The sequence below is a fragment of the Flagellimonas hymeniacidonis genome (assembly GCF_008040165.1).
Lineage (GTDB): Bacteria > Bacteroidota > Bacteroidia > Flavobacteriales > Flavobacteriaceae > Flagellimonas > Flagellimonas hymeniacidonis.
Map to the genome: position 1 here is coordinate 351,618 of NZ_VRUR01000001.1, position 21,784 is coordinate 373,401.

A 21,784-nucleotide genomic window follows, 5' to 3' on the forward strand; every position below is an offset into this window, starting at 1 on the left:
TGTGAAACACCAAATGGGAACCATGAAAATAAATGTCACTCTTTTCGCATTGCTTTTCATGAGCTTTTTATTATACGGACAAGAAAAGCCAAAAACCAGTAAGGTTCTTTTTGAGCCTGGAAATATTTCAACAAAATATGTTGAATATGGAGCCACCTTTACTAGAGATGGTTCTGAAATGTACTTTGCCCGAAGTACTCAACAATGGGGCAAAGGAGACATGAAAAGTACTATCTACCACGCTTTTTTTGATGGGGAAAAGTGGTCAACACCTAAAATTGCGACTTTTTCAGGAACCTATGATGATAGTGACCCACACATCACCCCTGATAACAAAACCATCTATTTCATTTCCAAAAGGCCTTCTGCGGAAAATACCATTTCATCAGATATTTGGAAAGTAAAAAGAAAATCTGGTGGCGGCTGGACAGAACCAGAACGTATGCCCAATCCTATCAACTCAGAAAAAAGTGAGTATAGTCCTTGTACTGATTTAGAAGGTAATCTATACTTTGCTTCAGATAGATTAGGTGGATATGGACAAGGTGATTTGTACATGGTTCCTAACAAAGAAGAAGGACTAAAAAACCCCATCAATATGGGTGATATACTAAATTCAGAAACTGGAGAATGGAATTTAGGCGTAAGCGCAGATGGAAACACCCTTCTTTATGAAGCGTCTCAAAGAAAGCAAAATGTCTCTGGCTACGGTGACCTCTATATCAGTTTTAAAAGGAATGATTCTTGGACCATTCCCCAAAACATAGTAGAGCTGAATACTTCTGGAAGTGATCTATGCCCCTTCTTGGCGGAGCACACTGAACAACTCTACTTTACCAGTAGTGATAGTCTTAAAAGTGGAGACACTAATATTTACCATGTAGCATTCGATGCTATTCGAAAAAAGTATGAAAAAACGGCCGAGATTTCATTAGTAAGTGAAAAATGCCTTACCAATAATGCTTTTGAGGATAGATATGCTTCGTACTCGCCCGATGGGGAGAAAATCCTATTTGAATCTAACCGAGATGGTACATGGGAAATTTATCTAATGGATAAAAACGGACAAAATACGCAACAACTCACCTCAACTATTGCCGACAGTAGAAGACCATCTTGGCATCCCAGCGGTAAGAAAGTACTATTTGAATCGAATAGAAATGGAAAGCAAGAGCTATTTACCTATACTTTAGGAAATGGGAAAACAAAAAGACTTGCTGATAAAACTATTGAAGGTGAACTACTTTTTGCATCGTATTCACCAAAAGGAGACAAAATAGCGGTTAGTTTAAAACAATCGGAAGACAAAAGCCATATCATCCTGCTCAATCAAAAGGGTAAATTCTTAAAAAAAATCACCAATAACGAAAAGAGAAATTACTACCCAAAATGGTCATCAGACGGTACAGAAATTATTTATTTTTCCAGAAAAGACACCAACAACCAAGACGATGAAATATACCGATATAACCTGAAAACAGACCAACATATACGATTGACCAATTGGCATAAACATAATTTTTGCCCATCTTGGTCAAATGACGGTAAAAAAATAGTCTATGTAACTTCCATGGAAAACACTAGACCGGAAATTTATATCATGGACGCCGATGGGAGTAATCAAATTAGGGTTACAAATAATAGTAATGGAGAAACGCTTCCCTTTTGGCACCCCAAAGAAAATAAGATATTGGTTACCGCATATAGAAATGGAAACTATGAAATTTGTGAACTAGAGCTTCAAAACTAATTCACCGTATCTTTTTTCTTCTTTTTGCCTAAAAGCCCTCCTAAGATAGATTTTGCCGTATTTTTTACGGGATCTTCCTTGCTTTCGGAAGAATCCACCTTGGCACTATCCTTCTTTGTGCCTCCCAATAGGGAACCCAAAGCCTCCTTAACTCCAGAAGACTGGGTATTGGTGGAATCTTTGTCATCATTCTTGAATACATCAGCAATCAAATCTTTGGCTTTATCCTTACCCTCATTTAGCAGCTTTTGCTTTTGAATATCTACCAACTGTTTCGTTAATTTAGAAACCCCAGAACTTAAATCTGTACTTACTGTAGGACTAGCATAATTACCTCCGATATTCGCAACAACAGGTATGGTCAAGTTTTCTAAGCTCGAATCATCCATTTGGGCTATAAGGTTGTTTACATCGCTCCCCAAATACTTTGCAGGGACATCTAAGGTCGCTTTGTATTGCAATTGCCTATCAAAGGTGTGGCTTCCATCCACGTTTACCGCTATATCCTTATAGTTTATGGTGAATGGTTTCACTTTTACAGAACCATTCTCAAAGCTCAACGCCGTTTTTAAATCACTCAAGTCCAAATCCTTGGTGTCTAAAAAGCTTAGTTTACTATCAAAGGCGGATAAAAGCGGTGCGTTTTTAGCGTCTACCTTGGTTGAAAGCAATTCAGCCAACAGTCCACCCGATATAGTTGCTAGGTTGGGAGTGAAATCTTCTTTCAAATTTCCAGAAATCTTTACATCTGAATTTAGCTTACCCTGCAATGCACTGGCCAGAGGAGCCAATACTTTAAACAACTCCAAAGAAGAGAAGGACTCACCTATATTAAAATTGTTCATTCCTAAATCCATGTCAAAAGTGGATATTTCTCCCTTGGTAGAAACAGAACCTGTTACCCCTAAAGTCCCTCCAAAAAGGTCAGATTTCAGGTTTTTTATAGTAGCTGTTTCATCTTTGATTAATAAAGTACCTTGCACATTTTTCAGGCTAAGGTTATCATACAACACGGTATTTGCCGTAGCATCAATCGTGCAATCCAAAAATGATGGGATTTTAATTCGCTCATCCTCCCCTGTTGGTGTGGTGTCACCGCCACCTTCCTCGGCACTATCTTCAACCATAAAGTCGTTTAAAGCAAATGTATTTGAGCTAAGCTTAAAATTGCCTTCTACATTTTCATTGTTGAATAGAAACCCAAGCAAATTAGTTAGTGTGCCCGAAGCGTTAAAATCCGTACCTCCTGTTTTTCCTTCAAAAGTGTTTAACGTAACCGTTTGGGGGTTAAAACTAATTGCTGCAGTATTTACCGCGACAGGATTCTTTAGTTCCTCAGAAGCATACTCAAACCCCTTAAGTTCCATAGTCCCAGTAGTCTTGGTGTTTTGGTATTGTTTATTATCTAAGGAAGCCATGTCAAAAGCAGTGGTAACATCTGCATCTAAAATTCCTTTAAGGTCGTACTCCGAAGGCACTGGATACGCTTGAGAAATATTGGCCAGGTTTATCTTTCCGTCCATATGGGCATTTACCTTGGTGTTCCCCATTAAATCTGTGATTCTGGAATTCATGTTGAATTTATCTTGATCTATGGTGAAAGATAATTTCTTAATATCTACATAAGTGTCCTCTGTTATTCCCGTTTTGTTATTGATCTCCGTATCGATAAAAACATTGCGTACGGATTTTGGTAAGTCTGGATACTTAAAAGAGGCATTGTCCGAATTTATTTTGATGTTGAAGGTTGGAATATGGGTCTCATCCACAATTCCTTTAAATTGACCATTCACTTCAAAATTTCCAGTGGTCTGGACATCTTCGATGTTTTTTGAATATGCTTCTGGAATCACTGCCAAAAAATTCTTGAAATCTGATGACGGTGTCTTAAAAGTGACATCTACTTCTTGGTTTTCCTCATTCACTTGCACAAATCCATCAAAAACCAATGGCAATTGGTTGATCAAGGCTTTATTTTCCATGAAGGAATACTTGCTGTTTTTTAAGTCGATACCAATAATCGCATCCAGAGATAGCTTGTTGTTGTTCAAATATTTAGTGCTATCCATTTCAAAAGAAACTAACGCATCGGTTAAGGTTTTTAACTGACTGTTTTCTAAAGAAAGGTCGCCCGCACCGGAATGATTCATTTCAGAAATCAACAAATGCATTCCAGTAGCAAAGTCATCATAAATGATTTCTGTATTGGTAATTTCATAAGAATTCAGTGCCAAAGTGAAGTTATTAGGTGTTTCTTCAACCGAAGGCTGTTCAGTGGATTCATCTTCCTGCCCTATATCATAATTCGCATTTTCAGCTTCATCTACTTTAATATGCAATTTTGCTTCATCAAGTTTTAAGCTTTTAATGGCAATTGGGTCTTCAGCACTTTTAAAAAGCTCTTTAATGGACATTTTCAATTCAATGTGACCCGAGGAAAACAACGTATCGCCTTCAAAAGGGGCTTTATTTACCAATGAGGTGTTGGTAAGTTGCACATTGGCATTAGGAAAGCTTTTGAGCAAGCTCAAGCTGGCCTCATCAAAATCCAATGTAGCATTGATGTTGTTGTTGACCTTATTTTTTATGATATCAGCAACCTTACCTTCAAGAAACAAAGGCAAAGCAATAATAAGGGCAACTAAAATAAGTAGGGTTATTCCAGTAATTTTCAGGAACTTTCGTTTCATAATTTGGGTATTTTATAACAAAATAAGCAAGAAGCTCTTAATCTAAGGATATTTCCTCCCCTAATTTTAGGTTAAATCTTTTTCGTAATAGATATACGAACAAATAGAGCAAAGGGGTGTCTAAGAGGGCAATAAAAATTTTGAAAACGAAACCACTGATAACCAAACCGTAAAAAAGCTCCCATGAAATCTCGCCAAAACTGCACAGTAACAGCACCACGGTAAAGGTATCTATGAATTGAGATGAAAAGGTGGAAAAGTTGTTTCGCAGCCACAAGTATTTACCTTTGGTAACCCTTTTCCAAAAATGATACAGTTGAATATCCACAAACTGAGCCAATAGGTAGGCCATCATGGAAGCAAAAACAGCCACAATGGTGTTTCCAAAAACGGATTTGAACATACCATCTGAGACCGGTGACCAATCTGTTGCAGGGGCCACATTTGCCACTGTGACTATCAACAATGAAAAGAAGGATGCAAAAATTCCGGCGATTACTACTTGATTCGCTCTCTTTTTCCCAAATATCTCCGAAATTAAATCCGTAATCAAAAAAGTAATCGGATAAGGTAATATCCCCACCGATATTTCAAAAAGTGGAGCTCCAAAAATGGTAACATCACCAAAGGGTTGCCAATAAAAGAATTTTTGGAATATAAGATTGGAAACCACCAAGGAGGTGATAAACAAAGCTCCTAAATATAGGTAGATGGAAAACGCAACTCTTTTATCTTTATGCGTCATTCCTTTATTTAATATTTAGACTGAAAGGCATTTTGGCCTGAATTCCTTTTTGTTTTGTTAACTGCTTAAATTCTTTTAATAACTGAAAGGCTTCTTCTCCAATTTCTTCCTGAATCAGCGCCTCTCCTATTTTTGACTTTGCCCCACCCATGTTCTCCATGAATCGCTCAAAATCTGACTTGTATTTTGGATATTTTCTTATCCCATATTCATCCAACTCTGCCATTTCTGCAGCCGCAGCAATAGCATCATCCAAATTGCCCAATTCATCAACCAAGCCATTTTCCTTAGCATCTACACCACTCCAAACCCTGCCTTGGGCCAGGGAATCGACAGCTGCCACACTCATATTTCTTCCGGCTGCAACGCGTTCCAAAAAGGTTTCATAAGTATCTTCAATCCCTTCTTGAACCACATTTCTAAACGATTCTGTCATCGGTTCAAACAAAGAATAATCCACCGAATTCTTGTTGGTTCCAACTTGTTCCGCGTTGATACCAATATTGCTTGCCAATTCATTGGCATTTGGAATGGTACCGAAAACTCCTATTGATCCTGTAATGGTTGTTGGTTCTGCAAAAATCATATCTCCAGCTACACCAATATAATAGCCTCCAGATGCTGCAACATTTCCGAAGGAAACCACAACGGGCTTCTCCTTTTTCGCGAGTTCAATTTCCCTCCAAATAATATCCGAGACCAAGGCACTTCCTCCTGGAGAATCTACCCTTAAAACTATAGCTTTTACACTTTCACTTTCTACTGCTTTTTGTAAAGCACGTGTGATGAGTCCCTGTCCAATAAACTCTTTTCCACCTTCTCCGTAATAAATCTCACCCTGAGCATACACTATTGCAATTTTGTCTTTTCCGCTTCGTAATTTTTTGTTTTTTGCAACTTGGATGTAATCTTCAAATTCAACATAATTAAGAGTACCATCTTCTCCCTCCCCCATTCTATTTTTTAGCAACACCTCGTATTCATCAAAATGCAAGTTCCCGTCAATAAGACCCGACTTCACAGCGAAATCCGGGGTTCTTCCACCAAGCGTATCAGCAATTATGTTCAATCGGTCAACACTCATCCCACGGGAAGTTCCTATTTCGCCCAACATCACCTCCCATAAAGAGGTAATCAAAGCCTTTAACTGCTCCCTATTCTCTTGGCTCATGGTATTAGAAAGATAAGGCTCTACAGCACTTTTGTATTTTCCATGGCGTATGACTTCCATCTTAACACCGGCCTTTTCCTGCAGATCTTTAAAATAGAGCACTTCCGTGGCCAGACCCTTAAAATCCATTGCTCCAACCGGATTTAAATAAAGTTCATCCGCAACACTTGCCAAATAATAATCTTTTTGGGTATAAAAATCCGAATGTCCGTAAATGAACTTGCCAGTAGCTTTAAAATCTGATAATGCTTTTCGTATTTCTTGTGTTTGTGCCAATCCAGCTTGTAAAAAGCTGGTTGTCATGCTAATTCCTTCTATTTTTTCATCAGTGGAAGCCACTTTAATCGTATGTAAAATATCATCCAAGCCTATTTCATCATCCCACAATCCTGCGAAGGGGTCCGTTTCGTCCCTTCCCACATAATCCCTAATGGGTTCGGTAAAACTCAATTCCAAAACAGAATTTGACTTTACTACCACTCCATCATCTGCATTACCAATCAATGCGGTAAAGATGACAATCATTCCCACCAATATTCCAAAGGCCACCAAACATCCTAAAATAGCAGCCAAAAGATTTCTCAAAAAATTCATTTAAAAAATTTTATTCTGGGTCAAATATAACCATTGTAGTATTGTTTTGTTTACTTTGTTTTTCTGATTATGGGTCAAATACAACAAGCATATCTTTCTTTGGGCAGCAATTTGGGCAACCGCTATCTTACTCTTCAAAAGGCTTTGTTCAGTATTCAGAAAAAGGCTGGAAAGGTTACAGCAGTGTCTTCCATATATGAAAACCCAGCGATTGGTTTTGAAGGGGATGATTTTCTCAATGCTTGCATCATTGTAGAAACTGAGAAAAGCGCAACTGAATTGCTCTCTATCCTTTTACAAGTTGAAAAAGATTTTGGCCGTGAACGCAGTGATCAAGATAGCTACCAATCCAGAACATTGGATATCGATATCATTTTATTTGGAAATGAAATCATTACTACTGAGGAATTGGTTGTACCGCATCCGAGAATGGTTAATAGAAACTTTGTTTTAAAGCCATTGGCAGATATAAGTCCACAATTCTACCATCCTGTATTAAATAAGGATATTCGAAATCTATTGCAGCAATGTAAAGACAGGAGCAACCTAAAAAAAACATCGCTTAAACTGTATAAAAGTAGATTGGAGCTATTTTCAAAACTCCAGTTTATAGCCATTGAGGGGAATATTGGCGCTGGAAAAACAACCTTGTCCAAAATGATTTCCAAAGATTTTAATGCAAAATTGGTTCTGGAACGTTTTGCCGACAACCCTTTTCTTCCTAAATTTTATGGGGACCAATCCAGATACGCATTCCCATTGGAAATGTCCTTTTTAGCAGATCGTTACCAGCAATTTACAGATGACACCTCCCAATTTGACCTCTTTAAAAACTTTATGGTCAGTGACTATGATATTTTTAAATCGCTCATTTTTGCAAAAATTACCTTGCAAGATGATGAGTTTAGCTTATACCGGAAGGTTTTTAATTTTATGTACCAAGAAGTTAAAAAACCAGAAATTTATCTCTATTTATATCAAAATACGGAACGCCTTTTGGCAAATATTAAAAAGCGAGGTAGGGATTATGAGCAAAATATAGATGTTTCCTATTTGGAAAAAATTAATAGGGGATATTTAGATTTTATTAAGGGGCATCCCAATCAAAACAGTATGATTTTGGATTTGAGCGAGTTAGACTTCGTGAACAATCCGGCAGATTACGAAACGGTTTTGGAACGGCTTGAATCAAGCATTATCTCGTTATTTATTTAAGAGAATTTTTGGAAAATGTTTGCATATAACGAATGGTTTTATTTTATTAGACCTCTCTAATCGAGAAACTAACTAACTCAAACTATATGTTTAGCCCTGATTTTTCAGGGCTTTTTTGTTTTTTGGGCATTCATTTTGGCCCAAACATCCCAAACCGTAACCCCAGCACTTACAGCAATATTTAGGGAATGTTTTGTTCCATATTGGGGAATCTCCAATACCACATCACTGCCTGAAACCACCTCCTGGGAAACTCCTTTCACTTCATTTCCAAAAATCAGTGCAACAGTTTTGTCTTCTTCTGGCTCAAAATCGTTGAGCATCACAGCATTTTCCGCCTGCTCTATGGCAATTATCCTTACTGAGTTGGATTTCAATTCCTTTAAAAGTGCCAAGGTATTTTCTCTATATTCCCAATCCACACTTTCCGTCGCTCCCAAAGCCGTTTTTCTAATGTCCTTGTGTGGAGGAGTTGCCGTTATACCACAGAGGTATATTTTCTGAATCAAAAAGGCATCTGCCGTTCTAAAAACCGAGCCTATATTGTTGAGGCTTCTTATATTATCCAAGATCAAAATGATTTTGGTTTTCTCAGCCTTCTTAAAACCAGCTACATCTAACCTTGCTAATTCACTATTTTCTAGTTTACGCTTCATATTTTTCAACCATTGCCCTTAAAATATCAACAAAAATTCTTGGAGTATTTGGAAAGCGGTATTTTCGTTCTTACCCAATTCACAAAAATAAAAGAATAATATCGCTTTGGCAGCCAAATCAAAAACGAAGAAAGTTACACCCTTGATGCAGCAGTATAATGCCATCAAGACCAAACATCCTGATGCACTTTTGCTCTTTAGGGTCGGTGATTTTTATGAAACCTTCGGCGAAGATGCGATTAAGGCCTCCAAAATATTAGGCATTATTCTAACCCACAGGAACAATGGTGGCGACAAAACAGAATTAGCTGGTTTTCCGCACCATTCTTTAAATACCTATTTGCCAAAATTGGTGAAAGCGGGTCAACGTGTAGCCATTTGTGATCAGCTAGAGGACCCAAAACAAACCAAAAGCATTGTAAAAAGAGGGGTTACCGAGCTGGTGACGCCCGGAGTTGCGCTAAACGATGATATTTTATCTGCCAAAAGCAATAACTTTTTGTGTGCCGTACATTTTGGGCGAAATAAATTTGGGGTTTCATTTTTGGATATCTCCACAGGTGAATTTTTGACCTCTGAAGGCACTGCGGAACAGGTGGATAAGTTACTTCAGAATTTTAGCCCCAATGAGGTTTTGGTGTCCAAAAGTCATAAAAGTTCATTTTTAGAGCTTTTTGGAACGCAGTTTCATAGTTTCTTTTTAGAGGATTGGATTTTTCAGGAAGATTATGCCAAGGAAAGTTTAACCAATCATTTTAAAACTAAAACCCTTCAGGGTTTTGGCATTGACCATTTAAGTCATGGTATTATCTCCTCCGGAGCCGTGCTTCATTACTTATCCGAGACCCAACACAGGCAACTGCAGCACATCAATAAAATACAACGGATAGCAGAAGAGGAGTATGTTTGGATGGACCGGTTCACCATTCGCAATTTAGAGCTCTACCATTCCAACAACCTCAATGCGGTTACGTTGCTAGACATTATTGATAAGACCATTTCCCCTATGGGTGGACGACTTTTAAAAAGATGGTTGGCCCTTCCGCTTAAAAATATAGAAAAAATTCAGCAGCGCCATCAGGTGGTATCTTTTCTAAAAGGTGAAGAGGAGTCTTTGGAAAAAGCGCAACATTGGATCAAACAGATGGGAGATTTGGAGCGCTTAATTTCCAAATTGGCCACGGGTAAAATCAATCCGAAAGAGGTCATCCAATTAAAAAATTCTTTGGAGGCTGTAGTTCCCATTAAACAATTGGCAACGGAAAGTTCCAATGCTTCCTTGCAGTCCATTGGGGAACAGTTGGATTCTTGTGAACAGCTGAGAGCCAAAATAAAAGAAGTGCTTAATGAGGAAGCCCCTATCAATATTTTAAAGGGTAGTACCATTGCCCAAGGGTATTCTGAAGAACTGGATGAGTTACGCGCCTTGGCCTTTTCAGGGAAAGACTACTTGGACAAAATGCTGGAGCGAGAAACCAAAGAAACCGGTATTACTTCACTAAAAATTGCCTCTAACAATGTATTTGGCTACTATATTGAGGTTAGAAATACGCATAAGGATAAAGTTCCCGAAACTTGGATCAGAAAACAGACCCTTGTTAACGCTGAGCGATATATTACTGAGGAACTCAAGGAATATGAGGCAAAAATTTTGGGTGCTGAAGAGCGTATTTATCAGTTAGAGCAGCAGCTCTACGAGCAGCTTTTGGTGTGGATGCAGGAGTATATCGCTCCTGTCCAAAAAAATGCCCATTTGGTAGCGCAATTGGATTGCCTTTGTGGATTTGCCCAATTGGCCCTAGAACACAATTATGTTGTTCCGGAGATGGACGAATCTACCTCCCTTGAAATCAAAGACGGGCGACACCCGGTAATTGAAAAACAATTGCCTCTTGGCGAAAGTTATGTTACCAATGATGTTGTTTTAAATAGGGAAGAGCAACAAATCATTATGATTACGGGACCCAATATGAGTGGTAAATCGGCCATTTTAAGGCAAACTGCCCTTATTGTGCTCCTCGCACAAATGGGAAGTTTTGTTCCCGCTTCCTCTGCCCATATTGGTGTGGTGGATAAAATTTTTACTAGAGTCGGTGCCAGTGACAATATTTCCATGGGAGAATCTACCTTTATGGTAGAAATGAATGAAACAGCATCCATTCTCAACAACCTCTCAGAACGTAGTTTGGTACTTTTAGATGAAATTGGACGGGGAACCAGCACTTATGACGGTATTTCCATTGCTTGGGCTATTTCAGAATACCTGCATGAGCATCCTGCGAGAGCAAAGACCTTATTTGCCACGCATTATCATGAGCTCAATGAGATGACCACAACTTTTGGTCGCATAAAAAATTACAATGTCTCTGTTAAGGAACTAAAGAACAATGTACTTTTTCTACGAAAATTGATTCCTGGAGGTAGTGAGCATAGTTTTGGAATTCATGTAGCCAAAATGGCCGGAATGCCACAACAAGTGCTTCAAAAAGCCAATAAAATTTTGAAAAAGCTGGAAAAATCCCATTCTAGTGAGCAAATGACAGACAAATTGCATGCTCCCCAAAATGAGATGCAATTGAGCTTTTTTAATCTGGATGATCCTCTTTTAGAAGAAATTAAGGAGGAAATTCTGCATTTGGACATCGATACACTGACTCCTGTTGAGGCCCTAATGAAACTCAATGAAATTAAACGTTTGCTAAGCAAAAAGAAAACGGCATCCTCGTAAAAAATTTCTTTCTATTTTATAGAAATGTATTAAATTTGCATCCGCATCAGCAAAATGTGTTGCATGCAAATGTTCTTTAAAATGCGAAAATAGCTCAGTTGGTAGAGCATCACCTTGCCAAGGTGGAGGTCGCGGGTTCGAATCCCGTTTTTCGCTCAAAAACGCTGGTAACCAGCGTTTTTTTATTTAAGTCCTGCTCGAGTGGTGGAATTGGTAGACACGCCGGACTTAAAATCCTGTGGGCATTTGCCCGTGCGGGTTCAAGTCCCGCCTCGAGTACAGAAAAAGCCAAGGTTTTCACCTTGGCTTTTTTATTTTTTTAGATGTTCATGAAATTTTATCTTCAAATATTTTAAAGATAATTTGCACCACTCATTTCCCTTGAAATTTCTTTAGGGAGAGTTCCATTTCTGAACTGCATCTGTAAATTCTTTTGATGGGCTATCCTTTGCTGCATTTTCAGTAACCAAATATGTTTTAGCAGCTCCGTCATCTTTAATTCTAATATACAACCAATTAAAACATGCAAAGTAGTCACTCTGCGGGTTATCACATTTAACACACACCTCAAATTCAATTATAAAGAGTTTTGCATTAGGGTTAATTTTGTTGTTCTCAAAATCAGAGTATGGAAAATTAGGATTGTCTTTATAACTATTCCCTATAAATCCAGGATTGCAAAGTCCATCAACAACATAACCTTCCTCAGTCTGTTTTTGCTCTTGTTCTTCCCGCTCGGTTTTCCAGCCAGCATCTGGATTCTCACCACCTGGTATTTTTGTATGCTCCTTGACCACTACCCCATCAATACTTTCTCTCATAACCTGAGTCCAACAATATTTTGCACAATTTGGACCACCCAAATAAGACACCAATATTCCAGAGTTTTCTTGGTTAGTAAGACTTATATTAAAAATCCCTCCAGCTGGGCTCTCAAGTTGAATTGCACTCGAAGTTAAAAGCGTTTTTTTATAAGAGTTCACTTTATCTTGGATTTCTTTATCCGTTAATCCCTTTACTTCTTCTACAGTATCATCAACTCCAAACCATCTTAAGACAAAACAACCGTTAAAGGTTGACATCATTAAAAACAAAACCAATACCCGGGCTATAAATCTCATTTTAACGCATCTTAAAAGTTAATTCTTTATAATACAAGTTATTGAAAATTAATGCAATACCAATTATCATGAGCATTTTAATCAAAAAATACCTATCATTTCATCTTATAAGTTTTTTATTGCTTTAAATCAATTTCCTCAGCATCCTCTTCTTCCGATTCGTCTGATTCCATAATTAATTCAATAGTATCTTTTTTTCTAGTAGCATTGGGTAAGGGTACGCCTCCATTTAGCCCCACTCCAATAGATGCAAAAACTACAAGCACAAAAAGTCCAAGCAGTCTCAATGCTTTTTTGAAACGTTTCATATTTTAAGGACTGCGTCCAACAAACGTGACGCAATGTTTATTTTTTTTAGTGAATTATAAAAGGAAAAAAGTAGTGGTAGGATAAGGTGTATCCTAGGTTATGGAAGAAGCGTGCTCTTTAGAATTTTGAGAAATTCTTGTTACTAGATGTAATGAACTAGATAATATAATGGTGTGAATCTTATTGGAATAGCTATCAAATTCCACTTTATCTTGCTGACTGTGCGTTCTAGAAAGACAAAGCTCCCAGTTTTTTGAAAAGTCAGTCTGATAAATATCTTTATATGAAGCAACAGCACTTTTATAGCGAATTGTTCGCTTACCAATCTCCAATTTTGAAGTGGAAATGAGCTCAATCGGAGGAATCGTTTGTACCAAAGATGATTGTCCAACAGCACTGGGGGAAGACAGGATGCTAAGCAAAAAGGCAGTTGAGAGCAGCCATTTTGAAAAACTCTTCGGTGGATATGTTTTTTGAGTGGACATTACACTGTCAAAGTTAGCTTATTTATTTTCCTGACAGCTAATTCACTACAAACTTCATTTAAAATCTCTTAACTGTATTCATCAACTAAATGAACCTCATGACAATTATTAGACAATCTACAGAAACCCATTAACAAAGATTCCAACATATGGATTATGGTCCTAAAAGAATCTAGAAATGGTAAATCTTAGAAAACTATCTTCCCTAAAATTCCCTAGAATCAACTCATCATCCGCGATGGAGCTAAAAATCCTAGTTTCAATCTCTGCCCGCCAATTAGACCCAAAACGTCTTGAGGCTTCTAAACTGAATATTTTGCTACTGGATTCTAGGTCTGTAATCCCTCCTATTAATATAGATGTATCTTGAATATCATTAAAAGCCAGCCTGCTTCCAAAGAAGAAGTCATTTTGCAAAGCATTTAAGGAAAGTTCGTCCCGTTCATCGTAAAGATATTCTCCTAATAACCCAATATCCAGACCGTTTCCATCAATATTACTAAAGGTATATTCCAAACCGGCCACCAAGGCCACAAAATCTTGGGCGTCAGCATTCCTGTAAATAGATTCGAACTTCCATAAAAAGGCATCGTGTGTGATTTGAACATCTATACCTGTTTGATTGATCACTGGATAGAACGAATTTATATTTCCTAATTCATCAAACTGAAAAAGGGGTTCTCTCCCTGTACCATAAAAATGTGAAAGTCCAACATCAAAGATTCCAAAATAATGTTTCCAGCGTAAGGCAAAATCCTGTCTTAATTCCTCTGCATCACTTTCGTAACCAATATCATCCTGGTTAATTACAGTTCCAAAACGTAGTCTTCCTTTTTCACCAGTAAAGGTTCGTTTTCTATGAAATGGTAAATAAAAGAAATCAAATGTGCCAATTTTGCTGGTTATATAGCTGAATTGTGCCATAGGTTGCCCTAGCTTCTCTTCGCCATCAAAAGTTTCCACCGCATCAGTCTGATTAATGATATCTACTAGATGGTTACTTTCCGCAACGCCCCAATAGACCTTTTTAAGGCCAACGCTCAGCTCCCAATTTCCTTTTGCTTTCTGATAGTATAATTCCCTAATATCCCAGTGCGTCCGTTCATCATCTCTATCAATTCTAAAAAAGCCTGTAAAATTGATGCTCTCGTATCCTTTGTTCCACTCAATGGAATAATCTGGACGGAAGGCAATGGATGGGTAATGATCTAGTTGTCCAGAAAACTGGGGATTCTCAAAAAAATAGCGATACTCGGTTTCCAGCTCCAGTTCAAACTCTTGATTTGGTATGTTTTTCTTTGATTGTTGGGCAGAAGCAGTTACAATACCCATAAAAAAGACCACTATAGCAACCGATTGCCATTTGAATAAATATGTCATACTAATGGGGAAAATGTTTAAAAAATCAACGCCAAGGTATTTACAAGCTCTACACTATCACACACCTATAGCTCGCAAAGAGTATACCTTGGCATTGAACCTTTATATCTTGATTTATATTTGGATTAGCTTCCTGCTCTTTTTAAGGCAACTTCGGTAAAATCCTCTTCTGCCAATTCAGCGCCAAAATTATATTCTCCGAACTTTAGAACTGTTTCTTTGTTACTTTGATGATTAACCATTGTAAAGGTCCCTGCTCTCCAAAATTTGTTCTTATAGCGTTTATAATCGCTATAGCTAAGGGTTTTAAGCAAGGCATTTTTTCTATCGTAAAATTCCACTTTCTCCAAACGATACCCTTTATTCTTATTATAGGTAACTATTCTCCTGGTATAACCAGATTTTGGGTCGACTGGATCTTGTTCCACCAATAAAAAATCTCCTTCTTCCTTAAGGAACTTGTACGCATATTTTTCCACTTCTTGCGAAGACAAATCTTCATATGCAAACTCACTTCCTACAAAAGGACCCGATTTGTTGTTGGAGGAGATTCGTTTTACTCTTTTAATGGAGGGTAAATACAACCATTGATCGTCTGCTCCAACTTTATGTGTAAATGTTAGGGTTGCTGTACCTTTAACATCTTTTGGACTTTCAAAAACAATCATGGACTTATCCCCATCAGCTGTCAACTCTAGGGTTCGGGTTGTTAAAAATCGCTCGCTTGTTTGTCCATTTTTATTTTTAAGGGTCATTTGAAGTTCTACAATTGAACTCCCAAATCCTTCATCGGCCTTTTCGGCTGCCTTTGCAATTTGTAGTCCGCGTTCTTCATTGGATTGCGCATTTGTTACTGATACTAAAAGTATCGTTGCAATTATTGAGGTAAAAAAATTGATTCTTTTCATTTTAAATTGAGATTGTTTGTGTTTATACTTTCTATTTATCCAATTGCATTTGCACTTTGGATGTTGTTTTTATTTCTTCTTTTTCTCTGCTTACCAAAATCAATAGGGATGGTAAGAGAATAAAATCGATGATTAAAGCGGCCAAAATGATAATTACAGTAATTCTAGCCATATAACTATTTAAGGCAAACGAGGATGTGGATAGGACTACAAAACCTGCCAAGAGCACCAAAGTGGTTGTCACCAATGCTTTGCCAACAGTTTCAAAGGCATATATTATAGCTGCTTTCGCATCATACCCTAGTTCTCTTCTTGCTCGTAGAAACTTGCTCATAAAATGAACCGTATCATCTACAATGATTCCTAAAGTCATACCAAAAACGATTACCATTCCGGTATTGATGGTTCCTTTAAGTAAATACCAAAGTCCAAATCCTACAAGAACCGGCGCCACATTAGGTATGATACTTAAAAGTCCAAGCTTTACATTTCTTAAGGCAATCATAAGCACTAAAGAAATAAGGATAAGCGCAATTATATTTCCTTTGAGCATGCTGTCTGCTTGGCGAAAGCCTAATTTGGAGAACATTAGCGTAGGACTCACGGCCAACGCGTGCATAGATTCTGGGGCATTATCCCTTAACCATTTCTCTGATCTTTCTGCAAATGCAATCATTTCCGCACTTGAATTATTCTCTAAGGTCACCGTAACTCTTGATTCAGATTTGTCTACATTAATTTGGTTATTCAAGTCCAATCCGAAGGGAAGGGATAATTCATACAACAGAAGATATTGTGCAGCTTCCTCTCTATTATCTGGCACTCGGTAATAGCTTTCATCGTCACCATGCATAGATCGGTTAACTCTCCGGGCTACCTCGCTAAAGGCATTTACATGGACCACTTCTGGTTGATCTTCTAACCAGTTCTCGAACTCATTGAGCTTTGATAGATACTCCGGATTATTGATTCCTCCACTTTCACCGCTGCCTACGGATAGTTCAACATTGTAGAAGCCCGTTAGGTTTTCATTGATAAAATCACTGTCTTGCCTAAACTGAACCGAAGTATCAAAATACTCCACAAATTCATCATTAAAGATGTTCTTTTTGGCCAAGAAAGTAAGTACTCCAATAACTACTATAGAAATTATGGTCAATCTTACTGGTTGTTTCACTACAAACATTCCTAAATTGGTGTACCATCCTATTTTGGATTCTTTTTGCTGTGCTTTTTTCGATTTCCAAATTGGGAAAATAGCCATCAATGCCGGTAAGGTGGTCGTTGAAAACAAAAATGCCATACACATACCAAATGCCACTATATTTCCTAGGTCCCAAAATGGTGGTACATCACCAAAGTTGAGGGTAAGAAATCCTATTACCGTTGTTAAACTGGTAATGAATACTGGCATAAAATTCAATCGCATGGATTCAACCAGGGCTTCTTTTTTCTCCAAGCCATCTTTACGGACTTTTTGAAGGTATGTAATAAGAATATGGATACTGTCTGCAACTGCCAAGGTCAGGATCATCGTTGGAAACACCGCTGATGGTGGTGTCAATTTGATACCGTTTAATCCTATAAAACCAACTGCACTTATAATAGAAAATAGTACTACAAATAAGGTGGCAAGCGTTGCAAAAATATTACGGGTTAATATTAGTGTAACTATAACTACGATCAATAGCATCACCATAGTAAGCATTAAATCTTTCTGTGAGGATTCAAAAAATGCGGTATTCAAGGGTACCAATCCCGTGGTATACACATCGAACTCAGGATGCTTCTCTTGAAACTTGCTAATCATATCCCTCGTTGCAATAGTAACTTCAGGAATCTCCGCAGCACTATTTTCGCCCGGTAAACGAACAGTAACGTTAATTGCAGTGACACTTCCTTCTTCATTAATAATCCTATGGACCAATAGAGGTTCTTTCAATGCTTTTTTCCGTATCTCTTTAATCTCTGCTTCGGTTTTATTTGCAGAATCGTAGGAAAGGTCATCTACGTAGAGGTCATCTCCTTGCGCGCTTGTATGTTGAAAATTAGTAACCGCATCCACTCTTGAAGAGTAAGGTGTATTCCATGCGGCAGCGGTTAACTCTTCTATGGCAATTAGGTTGGGTTTAGTAAAAACATCACCATTTTTTGGAGCTAAAACAACAATGATGTTATCATCCTTGGTGTATTTTTCCTGCAGGGCGTCAAAAGCCTCTAATTCTGGATTGGATTCACTGAAGAATACGTGGTAATCTCCATCAAATTCCATTTTACCTTGGGAACCTAGTCCCATAGCCAAAAGAATGGTTAATAATAAAACTGGCCATTTGTATTTAATTACAAAGTTCGCCCAGTTCTTAGCGAATGCATTAGTGGCATTTTTAGTTTTCTTGATTGCGTTCATTTATTTAAGGTTTAATTGATGTTTTATTTTAGACGGTTTATGTGAATTAAATTGGACATTAATTTTAGTTTTATTGTAAATTAACTGACTGGTCAACTTTTAATAGAGTACTTTAATCGCAAAATGAATTCTTCTATATTAAATAAATAATTGACCAGTCATCTATTATTTATTCCAAAAAAAATTAAGTAAACATGAACATTCGTAGCATGTTCATAAAATTATCAATGGGATAACTGTCTTTAAGCTCTTTCATTGATGTCATAGCCCCTTTTCCTGCATCTTCAAAAAAAGCAACAATATCTGCAGCATTTAGCTTATCGTCTATATCTCCAGCTTTTTGGGCCTCGACCACTGTCTCGGTAATAAGATTCTGAACTTGCTCTTCATTGGCTACAATCACACTCCTAATCTTCTCACTGTGTTCGGCCATCTCACTTCCTAGGTTACAAGCCAAGCAGCCCATTTTACAATCAAGATCGTTCTTCAATACCAAACTTCTAAACTCATAAAAATCCAAGATTCTTTCCTTGGGTGTTCTTGACTTGTTCAATAAAATGTCCTTAGCTGGAGTAAAGTGTTGATCAAAGTATGCTCCAATTGCCTTAACGGCAAAATCTTCCTTACTGTCAAAATAAAAATAAAAGGAGCCCTTGGGGACATCAGCTGCTTTTACAATGTCGTTAACACTAGTAGCATTGTACCCTTTGGACCAAAGAATCTCCATTCCTTTCTCCAAGAGCATATCACACTTTTGTTCTCCTTTTATTGTTTTGAGTTCCATTTCGGGTTCAAATATATGACCAGTCGTCTAGCTAGCCAAATAACAACTTACATTTTAACAAATTTTAAATCTAATTCAATACGTTTCATTCCTAAAAAACACTTGATAGCCCATATTCCTTTCACTATCCTAAAATAGATTTGGCTTAATATGTTAAATCGTATATAATATATTATATTTATATTATGATTCAAAGAATAACGTTGAGAGATCAAATAAGCCAATGGCTGCAAGAACAAATGCTCAGTGGAAAGATAAAAAGTGGGCAAAAGCTTTCTCTAGCAGAATTATCAAGGGATATCCAGGTAAGCGTTACTCCTATTCGCGAAGCTCTGGTACAGATGGTCCGCACAGGAATTGTTACGAATATCTCTAACCGAGGCTTTTATATCCCTCAATTAAGTTCTGAAGAGGCCAAAAACATTTATCCTGCTATTTATGCACTTGAGAAACTGGCAATGGAAAAATCACAATTTAGCTCAAGCCACATCAAAACTCTTAATAGTATTCAATCCAAATTTGAAAAAGCCGCTTCAAAGGAGGAAGCCGTTCGATTGGATTTTCAATTTCATGAATCATTAACAAGTGTATATCATAACAAAGTTGTCCAGAATGTTCTAAATGATTTAAAGGTTCGCATATTTTTTTATGAACTTCAGTACATGGATGACATTACAAATCATCAAAAGTCAATTGGGGAACATCATAATATATTGAATGCCTTGGTTGATGGAAACTTAGAGAAAGCCACTTTGATTCTTCAGGAAAATTGGGAAACCAGCGCAAGTTTTATTGAAGCTTATTATGACAACAATCAATTTGTTAATCATTAAATCGGAACTATGATCAATCACCAAACTCCCTTTGCCAAATCCATAAGAAAGCTGCTATTTTTTTGGCTGTTTTTGATTCCATTTATCTACGGATATGCCCAGAATCAAACACATAAAGCGACCAATATTCAATCACCTTTTATTTTCGACAACAATAACCTTGAACAAAATGCAAAGGATTTATCAGCAATTTATTCTCAAATGGGCAAATACTATAAGGGTGTGGAAAAAGCGAACACTGCCCTTTTGGAAGAAGTTTTCCATGAGAATTGGTTCATGAGAGATACTGAAACATCATTAGAAGCAACGCTCAATGTAGAGAATAAGCAAAAATTTATTAGGAGAGTTAGTAATCATGGTCCATATCCTGGATACGCTAAAGATAGAAAGTTTACTACAATAGGATTAGCCAATGACAATATTGCTTTTGTTCGTGTCAACAAAAAGAGTTCAACCAGTTTTTTCCTATATAAGGTAGATAATGAATGGATTATAATCGATAAACTTTGGACACCCATTCCCTCGGCAAATTCCTCTGAAAATCAATCTTCTGCTTATTCACAAGTTGAAGAATTATTACATGGTTATTTTAAGGCGTTAAATCATTCAAATAAGGAGTTGTTAAACCAAATACTGCATACACAATGGGATAGAAAAATCATAGATGCCAACAACAAGATTACTATAATCAATAAAAATACATTTCTACAAAACCTTAAAATCAATCAAAATCTCACAAGTTATGATCAATTGCGTGCTATTGACGTTTATCATGGAAAACTAGCTATAGTTCGAATTGATTTCACTAAGAATTTGACTACATCATTTCTTTTTCTTTTTAAAGTAGATGGTAAATGGAAAATTGCTGGTGAGCGAACAACCATTAAAAAAAATGTTAACAGCTAATATGCTGCCGAACTACAATCCACTAATTTCAGTAAATTTATTTATCTTATTCTTGTGATGTAGCCAACATCCTTTTTGATACTGATTGTAGCCCTATAATTTCTTCAAAAAACTTATCTGTTTCCTCTTGCACTGACTCCAAATCTTTGGAGGTAATGGAAGAGGTCATCACATGATCACCAACATTGGAAAAAGCAACTTTTCTTTTTAGGTTAGATTCTGTTCCCAAGGCCTCAAACATTTTTAGCATAGCCGGCACAGACACCACATTATCTTGATTGGCTTCATCTTTATAAAAATATCCCAGAAAAACAGGCTGTTCCACCTTTTGAAAAGTTTCTGGAACCATGGTATTGTCCACCAAGGCTTGAAGGTGGGTTAATGCTTCTACACGATACTTGGTTGTCCAGTATTTTTTCTTTTCATCACTGGCTTCAAATTCATGATAATCGCTTTTTTTAACAGCTTTGGCCAATTGTAATCCCCATGGTCCAGTCAACAACTTTGCGTTTTTATCATAAATCTCCACGTTTGGAGAATATAAAAGAATACCTGCAATATCAGAATCTCCTCCTGCTAAATGTAAAGCCAACGTTCCTCCTGTGGAAGTAGCCATAATTATGACTTTGTTTCCCAATTGTTTTGCGATAGCAATTGCTTCTTTAGCAGAGTCCAATACCTCATTTGCAGTTAAATTTAGCATGGCTTCTTTTTCATTCAATCCATGTCCTGCTAAGCGGGGTAAATACAAATTACACCCGTATTTCTTTGCGGTTTCTGTATGTATGGGATCTCCTTCGCCGCTGCTAGCAGACCATCCATGCAAATAAACAATACTGTAGTCTGTTTTGGTTGGGATGCTGTCAAACCAAACAATTCGTGATTGGTTATTTGGCTTAACATTTGGTAGCGCAACCTCCTTGTCATCAATCCACTTTTCTAACTGTACCAAATCTGCATTCACTTTAGGTAGCGCTGTGTCCATATTAGGTGGGTCTACTTTGGGGCCGAGGAAAAATACTATAACAAGAATAACTATTGTTAACAATACACCTTTAAAAATTTTGGAAAGTATTTTCATAGAAATTTTATATGCGTGCCT

Annotated in this window: 17 protein-coding genes and 2 tRNA genes; 7 read left to right on the top strand and 12 right to left on the bottom strand. The window is 37.3% G+C overall.

Going from position 1 to position 21,784, the window contains the following annotated elements; all coding sequences use genetic code 11:
* Window positions 1-22 precede the first annotated feature (22 nt).
* Window positions 23-1,750, top strand: a complete 1,728-nt coding sequence (locus FVB32_RS01640; RefSeq protein WP_187269473.1) for a PD40 domain-containing protein — start codon at window positions 23-25, stop codon at window positions 1,748-1,750.
* Here FVB32_RS01640 and FVB32_RS01645 read toward each other — a convergent pair.
* Genes FVB32_RS01645 through sppA form a run of 3 tightly spaced genes read right to left on the bottom strand, consistent with a single transcriptional unit; the run spans window position 1,747 to window position 6,950 of the window.
* Window positions 1,747-4,440 (bottom strand): AsmA-like C-terminal region-containing protein, encoded by a 2,694-nt coding sequence (locus FVB32_RS01645; RefSeq protein ID WP_147740851.1) that lies wholly within the window; start codon window positions 4,438-4,440, stop codon window positions 1,747-1,749. The two genes, FVB32_RS01640 and FVB32_RS01645, sit on opposite strands and share 4 nt — an antisense overlap.
* A 37-nt stretch (window positions 4,441-4,477) precedes the next feature.
* A complete protein-coding gene (locus tag FVB32_RS01650) occupies window positions 4,478-5,185 on the bottom strand; it encodes a queuosine precursor transporter (RefSeq protein WP_147740852.1) in 708 nt (235 codons plus the stop codon).
* A 4-nt stretch (window positions 5,186-5,189) separates the two neighbouring features.
* On the bottom strand, window positions 5,190-6,950 hold the full coding sequence (gene sppA, locus FVB32_RS01655) for a signal peptide peptidase SppA (RefSeq protein ID WP_147740853.1): 1,761 nt from the start codon (window positions 6,948-6,950) through the stop codon (window positions 5,190-5,192).
* A gap of 69 nt (window positions 6,951-7,019) precedes the next feature.
* On the opposite strand from sppA, the gene folK reads away from it, so the two are divergent.
* A complete protein-coding gene (gene folK, locus FVB32_RS01660; protein ID WP_147740854.1) occupies window positions 7,020-8,165 on the top strand; it encodes a 2-amino-4-hydroxy-6-hydroxymethyldihydropteridine diphosphokinase in 1,146 nt (381 codons plus the stop codon).
* A gap of 104 nt (window positions 8,166-8,269) precedes the next feature.
* Here the strand turns inward: folK and FVB32_RS01665 are convergent, their stop codons facing one another.
* Window positions 8,270-8,821: an RNA methyltransferase gene (locus FVB32_RS01665; RefSeq protein WP_147740855.1), complete on the bottom strand. Its 552-nt coding sequence runs from the start codon at window positions 8,819-8,821 to the stop codon at window positions 8,270-8,272.
* A gap of 145 nt (window positions 8,822-8,966) precedes the next feature.
* Between FVB32_RS01665 and mutS the strand changes: the two genes are divergently transcribed.
* The 3 genes from mutS (at window position 8,967) to FVB32_RS01680 (ending at window position 11,828) form a co-directional block, all read left to right on the top strand.
* On the top strand, window positions 8,967-11,549 hold the full coding sequence (gene mutS / locus FVB32_RS01670) for a DNA mismatch repair protein MutS (protein ID WP_147740856.1): 2,583 nt from the start codon (window positions 8,967-8,969) through the stop codon (window positions 11,547-11,549).
* A gap of 83 nt (window positions 11,550-11,632) precedes the next feature.
* Window positions 11,633-11,705: transfer RNA gene (locus FVB32_RS01675), tRNA-Gly, on the top strand.
* A 39-nt stretch (window positions 11,706-11,744) separates the two neighbouring features.
* Window positions 11,745-11,828, top strand: a tRNA-Leu gene (locus FVB32_RS01680).
* A gap of 113 nt (window positions 11,829-11,941) precedes the next feature.
* On the opposite strand, the gene FVB32_RS01685 is transcribed toward FVB32_RS01680, so the two are convergent.
* The 7 genes from FVB32_RS01685 to FVB32_RS01715 form a co-directional block, all read right to left on the bottom strand.
* Window positions 11,942-12,670 carry a pre-mRNA-splicing factor CWC21 gene (locus FVB32_RS01685; protein WP_147740857.1) on the bottom strand — a complete coding sequence of 243 codons (729 nt, stop codon included), beginning with the start codon at window positions 12,668-12,670 and terminating at the stop codon, window positions 11,942-11,944.
* A gap of 116 nt (window positions 12,671-12,786) precedes the next feature.
* On the bottom strand, window positions 12,787-12,978 hold the full coding sequence (locus tag FVB32_RS01690) for a hypothetical protein (RefSeq protein ID WP_147740858.1): 192 nt from the start codon (window positions 12,976-12,978) through the stop codon (window positions 12,787-12,789).
* Between the two features lie 93 nt (window positions 12,979-13,071).
* Window positions 13,072-13,464: a hypothetical protein gene (locus tag FVB32_RS01695; protein WP_147740859.1), complete on the bottom strand. Its 393-nt coding sequence runs from the start codon at window positions 13,462-13,464 to the stop codon at window positions 13,072-13,074.
* Between the two features lie 162 nt (window positions 13,465-13,626).
* Complete coding sequence (locus tag FVB32_RS01700) at window positions 13,627-14,844, bottom strand: hypothetical protein (RefSeq protein ID WP_147740860.1); 1,218 nt, start codon at window positions 14,842-14,844, stop codon at window positions 13,627-13,629.
* Between the two features lie 125 nt (window positions 14,845-14,969).
* Window positions 14,970-15,752 carry an outer membrane lipoprotein-sorting protein gene (locus FVB32_RS01705; RefSeq protein ID WP_147740861.1) on the bottom strand — a complete coding sequence of 261 codons (783 nt, stop codon included), beginning with the start codon at window positions 15,750-15,752 and terminating at the stop codon, window positions 14,970-14,972.
* 31 nt (window positions 15,753-15,783) lie between these two features.
* Window positions 15,784-18,159 carry an efflux RND transporter permease subunit gene (locus FVB32_RS01710; RefSeq protein WP_147740862.1) on the bottom strand — a complete coding sequence of 792 codons (2,376 nt, stop codon included), beginning with the start codon at window positions 18,157-18,159 and terminating at the stop codon, window positions 15,784-15,786.
* A gap of 184 nt (window positions 18,160-18,343) precedes the next feature.
* Window positions 18,344-18,943, bottom strand: coding sequence for a TetR/AcrR family transcriptional regulator (locus tag FVB32_RS01715; RefSeq protein ID WP_147740863.1), 600 nt, complete (start codon window positions 18,941-18,943; stop codon window positions 18,344-18,346).
* Between the two features lie 185 nt (window positions 18,944-19,128).
* Here FVB32_RS01715 and FVB32_RS01720 point away from each other — a divergent pair, with 185 nt between their 5' ends.
* Together FVB32_RS01720 and FVB32_RS01725 are read left to right on the top strand one after the other, a co-directional pair.
* Window positions 19,129-19,776 carry a GntR family transcriptional regulator gene (locus FVB32_RS01720; protein WP_147740864.1) on the top strand — a complete coding sequence of 216 codons (648 nt, stop codon included), beginning with the start codon at window positions 19,129-19,131 and terminating at the stop codon, window positions 19,774-19,776.
* Between the two features lie 9 nt (window positions 19,777-19,785).
* A complete protein-coding gene (locus FVB32_RS01725) occupies window positions 19,786-20,682 on the top strand; it encodes a nuclear transport factor 2 family protein (protein ID WP_147740865.1) in 897 nt (298 codons plus the stop codon).
* 46 nt (window positions 20,683-20,728) lie between these two features.
* Here FVB32_RS01725 and FVB32_RS01730 read toward each other — a convergent pair whose 3' ends face one another.
* Window positions 20,729-21,667 (bottom strand): alpha/beta hydrolase, encoded by a 939-nt coding sequence (locus FVB32_RS01730; protein ID WP_246139810.1) that lies wholly within the window; start codon window positions 21,665-21,667, stop codon window positions 20,729-20,731.
* Window positions 21,668-21,784: the final 117 nt, after the last annotated feature.

Coding starts and splice junctions, on each gene's coding strand:
- FVB32_RS01700 (WP_147740860.1), bottom strand. CDS start 14,844: ATGACATATTTATTCAAATGGCAATCGGTTGCTATAGTGGTCTTTTTT.
- folK (WP_147740854.1), top strand. CDS start 7,020: ATGGGTCAAATACAACAAGCATATCTTTCTTTGGGCAGCAATTTGGGC.
- FVB32_RS01705 (WP_147740861.1), bottom strand. CDS start 15,752: ATGAAAAGAATCAATTTTTTTACCTCAATAATTGCAACGATACTTTTA.
- mutS (WP_147740856.1), top strand. CDS start 8,967: ATGCAGCAGTATAATGCCATCAAGACCAAACATCCTGATGCACTTTTG.
- FVB32_RS01665 (WP_147740855.1), bottom strand. CDS start 8,821: ATGAAGCGTAAACTAGAAAATAGTGAATTAGCAAGGTTAGATGTAGCT.
- sppA (WP_147740853.1), bottom strand. CDS start 6,950: ATGAATTTTTTGAGAAATCTTTTGGCTGCTATTTTAGGATGTTTGGTG.
- FVB32_RS01640 (WP_187269473.1), top strand. CDS start 23: ATGAAAATAAATGTCACTCTTTTCGCATTGCTTTTCATGAGCTTTTTA.
- FVB32_RS01690 (WP_147740858.1), bottom strand. CDS start 12,978: ATGAAACGTTTCAAAAAAGCATTGAGACTGCTTGGACTTTTTGTGCTT.
- FVB32_RS01720 (WP_147740864.1), top strand. CDS start 19,129: ATGATTCAAAGAATAACGTTGAGAGATCAAATAAGCCAATGGCTGCAA.
- FVB32_RS01715 (WP_147740863.1), bottom strand. CDS start 18,943: ATGGAACTCAAAACAATAAAAGGAGAACAAAAGTGTGATATGCTCTTG.
- FVB32_RS01645 (WP_147740851.1), bottom strand. CDS start 4,440: ATGAAACGAAAGTTCCTGAAAATTACTGGAATAACCCTACTTATTTTA.
- FVB32_RS01725 (WP_147740865.1), top strand. CDS start 19,786: ATGATCAATCACCAAACTCCCTTTGCCAAATCCATAAGAAAGCTGCTA.
- FVB32_RS01685 (WP_147740857.1), bottom strand. CDS start 12,670: ATGAGATTTATAGCCCGGGTATTGGTTTTGTTTTTAATGATGTCAACC.
- FVB32_RS01695 (WP_147740859.1), bottom strand. CDS start 13,464: ATGTCCACTCAAAAAACATATCCACCGAAGAGTTTTTCAAAATGGCTG.
- FVB32_RS01730 (WP_246139810.1), bottom strand. CDS start 21,667: ATGGACACAGCGCTACCTAAAGTGAATGCAGATTTGGTACAGTTAGAA.
- FVB32_RS01710 (WP_147740862.1), bottom strand. CDS start 18,159: ATGAACGCAATCAAGAAAACTAAAAATGCCACTAATGCATTCGCTAAG.
- FVB32_RS01650 (WP_147740852.1), bottom strand. CDS start 5,185: ATGACGCATAAAGATAAAAGAGTTGCGTTTTCCATCTACCTATATTTA.